Annotated in this window: 5 protein-coding genes; all 5 read left to right on the top strand. The window is 43.3% G+C overall.

Going from position 1 to position 4,809, the window contains the following annotated elements:
- Positions 1–18 precede the first annotated feature (18 nt).
- The 5 genes from NTU69_07810 (at position 19) to NTU69_07790 (ending at position 4,556) form a co-directional block, all read left to right on the top strand.
- Entirely contained in the window at positions 19–1,236 is a 1,218-nt protein-coding gene (locus tag NTU69_07810) for an ABC transporter substrate-binding protein (GenBank protein MCX5803418.1), read from the top strand.
- A 69-nt stretch (positions 1,237–1,305) separates the two neighbouring features.
- Positions 1,306–2,154 (top strand): branched-chain amino acid ABC transporter permease, encoded by an 849-nt coding sequence (locus NTU69_07805; GenBank protein MCX5803417.1) that lies wholly within the window; start codon positions 1,306–1,308, stop codon positions 2,152–2,154.
- Between the two features lie 13 nt (positions 2,155–2,167).
- Positions 2,168–3,124, top strand: coding sequence for a branched-chain amino acid ABC transporter permease (locus tag NTU69_07800; protein MCX5803416.1), 957 nt, complete (start codon positions 2,168–2,170; stop codon positions 3,122–3,124).
- 5 nt (positions 3,125–3,129) lie between these two features.
- Positions 3,130–3,879, top strand: coding sequence for an ABC transporter ATP-binding protein (locus tag NTU69_07795; GenBank protein ID MCX5803415.1), 750 nt, complete (start codon positions 3,130–3,132; stop codon positions 3,877–3,879).
- The gene (locus NTU69_07790; protein MCX5803414.1) at positions 3,867–4,556 is read left to right on the top strand and encodes an ABC transporter ATP-binding protein; all 690 of its coding nucleotides are present in this window, start codon (positions 3,867–3,869) and stop codon (positions 4,554–4,556) included. Before NTU69_07795 ends, NTU69_07790 begins: the two co-directional genes overlap by 13 nt.
- Positions 4,557–4,809 lie beyond the last annotated feature (253 nt).

Below are 4,809 nucleotides of genomic sequence, written 5' to 3'. Positions count from 1 at the left end.
TTTGAAGGGGGTAGTATTATGAAAAAATCAAAATGGTTTTCAATTTTTTTGGTCAGTTTGTTTGGTCTATTTTTTATGTGTCCGACATCCAATGCGGCAAATACGATTAAGGTAGGCATTGTTGATACCTATACAGGCCCTCCCAGTGCTTATACGTTAGATGTACTTGATGGATTTAAAATGGCTGTTGAAAAAATAAATGCCAAAGGCGGGGTGCTTGGAAAAAAGATTGAATATACAACAAGGGATGAGAAGTTTAAACCAGATATAGGGTTAGCTATGGCAAAAGAACTGGTTCTGAAAGAGAAAGTAGACATACTCATGGGTACAATCAATAGTGCCACTGCATTGGCGGTATCCGAATTTGCAAAGAAGGAAAAGATCCCATTCTTTGTTACCTATTCAAAGAGCGATAAAATTATTGGCGAGAAGGGACACCGTTATGTGTTCAATATGAATGAGAATACTATGATGGCTGGCAGGGCTGCCGGCTATGTCCTTGGTAAAAAACCGTATACAAAATACTGGATTGCCGGGGACGATTACGAGTATGGGCACGCAATCGCAAATAACGTCTGGGAGAATATACAGAAGTTTAACCCGAAAGCCATAATCCTTGGACAAACCTGGTGGAAGGTGGGAGAGGCAGACTTTACTCCCTATATTACCCAGATTCTTGCTGCTAAGCCGGATTTTATCATAGTGGCAACCGGGGGGGGTTCAATGGTGAATTTCCAGAAGGCAGCAAAGGCAACAGGGTTAAGCCAGAACATACCGTTCTACCAGCATACAGGCAATGAGCTTGGAACGCTTTTGGCACAGGGTCAAAATGCTCCCGAGGGTGTTTATGGAACCGCCAATTATCTCTTCTACTTACCCGATTCACCAGCAAACAAGGCGTTTGCTGAAGAATTTAATAAGGTCTACAAGAGATACCCGAAAGCCAGTGCCTTAGTGGGATATATGACTGCCCAATTTATAGCCGAGGGCTTTAAAAAGGCAGGAAAGATAAATAATGAAGCTTTGATCAAAGCCCTTGAGGGTTTAAAGCTTGATAGCCCTGTCGGACCATTATCAATAAGGGCCTGTGACCACCAGCTTGAGCTCCCGACATATTTTGGTGTGACAAAAAAAGACCCGAAATATGATTTTCTCGTATCAGGCGATACCCAGATTATATCTTCAAAGGATTATATGCCCACATGTAAGGAGATTTTGCAAACCCGTAAAAAATAGCATTTTTGGGAGAAAATAACGGACTTTATCTACACTATATGTCCACCAAGAGTCTTGGCCCAGATATTCGTGGGTTTGAGTAGAACTACAATCCTTTTCATAGTATCCTCCGGCCTAAGCCTTATACTGGGCGTGCTCAGGATCCCAAATATTGCACACGGCTCCCTGTATATGATAGGGGCCTTTATGGCTTTCACTATCTCCAAGGTTTTTGGTGGTGGTGATGCAGGATTCTGGTTGGCGCTGGTTGGAGCGCCCCTTGGGGTAGCACTTGTGAGTCTTATAGCAGAAAGGGGGCTTTTTCAATATCTATATGAGAGAGAACATCTCATGCTCCTTTTGCTCACATTCGCAGTTTCCCTTATTTTTGGCGATCTTGTCAAAATCGTATGGGGTGCTGAGTACAAATCAGTACCGGTACCCCAAGTTTTTCAGGGATTTGTTAACCTGTTTGGAGGGTTGCCCTTCCCTCTTTACAATCTTTTCCTTCTTATCATTGGACCTATTGTAGCGGTCGCTCTATGGCTCATCGTAAACAAAACAAAGATAGGAAAGATCTCGCGGGCTGCTGCAGTTGATAGGGAAATGGTTGGTGCCGTTGGTATCAATGTAAGTTGGGTCTTTGCCATAGTATTTGTTATAGGCTGTCTTCTGGCAGGACTTGGCGGGGCACTGGTTGCACCTACGGTGAGTGTAACGCTGGGGATGGACCATACACTTATTATAGAGGCATTTCTCATTGTGATTATAGGTGGTTTGGGTAATATCTGGGGAGCGCTTCTTGGTGCTCTCATCTTTGGCCTGACGCAGTCGCTGGGTATCCTGATCTGGTCTCAATTTGGGATAGTCTTTCCCTATGCCGCAGTGATTGTAGTGTTATTATTCAGACCTACAGGGCTTCTCAAATCTACATGGTAATCAGGAGCGTTATATGTTGAAAGGCATGTTAGAGGGAAGGGGTCATATCTGGTGGGCTGTTACTCTTATTCTCATGTTCCTTTTACCCCTCATTTTACCGAGGTTTTACCTCTACCTGTTATCCATTATTTTACTCACCGGGCTCCTTGCAACAAGCCTTAACCTTGTTCTCGGGTATGGAGGAATATTTCAGTTTCACCATGCTGTATTTTATGGTGCAGGGGCATACGGGACAGCGCTCATATTAACAAAAACAGGGCTTTCACTATGGATTGCTTTTATAGTAGGACCTTTAGTCTCAGCAGCCCTCGGGCTTATAATGGGCTGGATATGTATCCGTCTCTCAAAGCTTTATTTTGCTATGCTCCAGATTTCCCTCGGCTCTCTTGTGTGGATTATAGTTTACAGGTGGTATTCTTTTACTGGAGGCGATGACGGCATACATGGAATCCCATTGCCTGATATTCTTTCATCCTCAAATAATGCTTACTACTTTACTTTGATTGTTACATTAATCTGCCTTTTCGTAATGTATAAGATAGTAAAATCCCCTTTTGGGAGCGTCCTCCAGGGAATCCGCGATAATCCGGTACGTTGTGAGATGATAGGGATAAATGTCAAGCTCCATCAACTCCTCACATTAATAATTGCAGGATTCTTTGCGGGGGTTGCAGGTTCCCTCTTTGTTGTGGTAGATACTACTGTTTTTCCCGACATGCTCTTCTGGACCCTCTCACTCGAAATTTGTATTATGTGCCTGCTTGGTGGGTGGTTCACCTTCTTAGGACCCATGCTCGGTGCAGCAATAATAATCGCCCTCAGAACATTTGTGAGTACCTTTACTGTCTATTGGTCACTTGCTCTTGGTATATTAATGGTGCTTGTGATCTTCTTCCTTCCAAACGGGGTACTTGGTTATATAGAAGAAAAGCTGAAGAGAGTGATTATAGAACCAGTGATTAAGGAGTGATCAGTGTGTTAAAAGCACAGTCTGTATTCAAATCCTTTGATGGGTTCATGGCAGTAAACAATGCCAACCTTGAGGTCGAGCAGGGTCAAATCGTTGCGGTTATTGGTCCAAATGGGGCTGGTAAAACTACACTCTTTAACCTCATCACAGGAATATTAAAACCTGATAGCGGGAAGGTCTTTTTTAAGAACGAGGATATTACAGGGTTGCCTCCCTATACGGTATGCAGAAAAAGGATTTCACGATCTTTTCAGATAGTTAATGTGTTTCAAAGACTTACTATATTTGAGAATGTCCAGGTTTCCGTACTTTCCCGGGAAAAAAAGACATGGAACCTATTTACCCCTTCAACAAAATTGGTAATCAAGGAAACAAATGAGATACTGGAGAACGTTGGTTTAATTGGTAAAAAAGACCGCACGACTGCCCTGCTCTCCCACGGCGACCGCAAGGTCCTTGAGATAGCTATGGCGTTAGGGGGTAATCCTGAATTCCTTATTCTCGATGAACCAACCGCAGGAATGGCTCCAGAAGAAACCGAGCGCTGTATTGAGCTTATTAAGCAACTCAGAGAAAAGATGGGGCTCACCATTCTGTTCTGCGAGCACGACATGGAAATTGTTTTTGGCATTGCAAACAGGATAATGGTAATGGTAAGAGGGGCTACAATTATTCAGGGTTCCTGTGATGAAGTGAGATGTAATCAGGCGGTGCAGGATGCATATCTTGGCGGGGGCGATGTATGCTTAATGTGAATGGTATACATACATACTATGGTCTCAGTCATATCCTTTTTGATGTATCGTTAACCGTCTCAAAAGGAGAGGTCGTAGGTCTTCTCGGGAGAAATGGGGCTGGAAAGAGCACCACGATGAGAAGCATAATGGGGTTAACGCCCCCCAGGGAAGGAACCATTACATTTAACGGTGAAGGTATCACAGGACAAAAACCTTACATACTTTACAGGAAGGGTATAGGTTATGTGCCCGATGATAGAAGGGTTTTTGCTGATTTAAGCGTGGACGACAACTTTGAAATTGTTCATAGCAGAAAAACTGACTGGAATAAAGACAGGGTATATGAATTATTTCCTGCCCTTAAAGAGATAAAAACAAGAAGAGGCGGTAATTTAAGTGGCGGAGAACAGCAGATGCTCACCATTGCCAGAGCACTAATGGGAAGTCCAGACCTTCTTCTGCTGGATGAACCAACAGAGGGGTTGGCGCCTTTAATCGTCCGCGACCTTGAAAAACAAATCCTAAAATTAAGGGATGCAGGGATCAGCATCTTTTTATCCGAACAAAATATAAAATCCGCCCTTAAGATGATAAGCAGGGTTTACGTTATTGACAACGGCAGGATTCGCTTTGAGGGCACAGTTGCAGAACTTGAAGCGAACGAAGAAGTCAAAAAGAAATATCTGATGGTGTAGTTATATAGCTATTAGCCCTCAGCAGTCAGTGTTCAGCCTTAAATTCTAATCTTCAAAACGTTTTACGAGCAAAGCATTTGCTGACAGCTTACTGCTGATGGCTGACCGCTGTATTATCTCAGTCTCTCCTCTGACAGTTTTAAGTGGTCTGTTTCTACCTCAACAAGGGCCTGAAATATCTGTTTTACCCTCTTATTCTTGGCCTCTTTTGCTGCCTGCCTGTAAAACCCGATTGCCCTTGTTTCCCTTAAAT

The sequence above is a fragment of the Pseudomonadota bacterium genome (genome assembly GCA_026388215.1).
GTDB lineage: Bacteria > Desulfobacterota > Syntrophorhabdia > Syntrophorhabdales > Syntrophorhabdaceae > JAPLKF01.
Note: the sequence above shows the minus strand (reverse complement) of the source record. Positions and strands in the feature narration are given on the sequence as shown.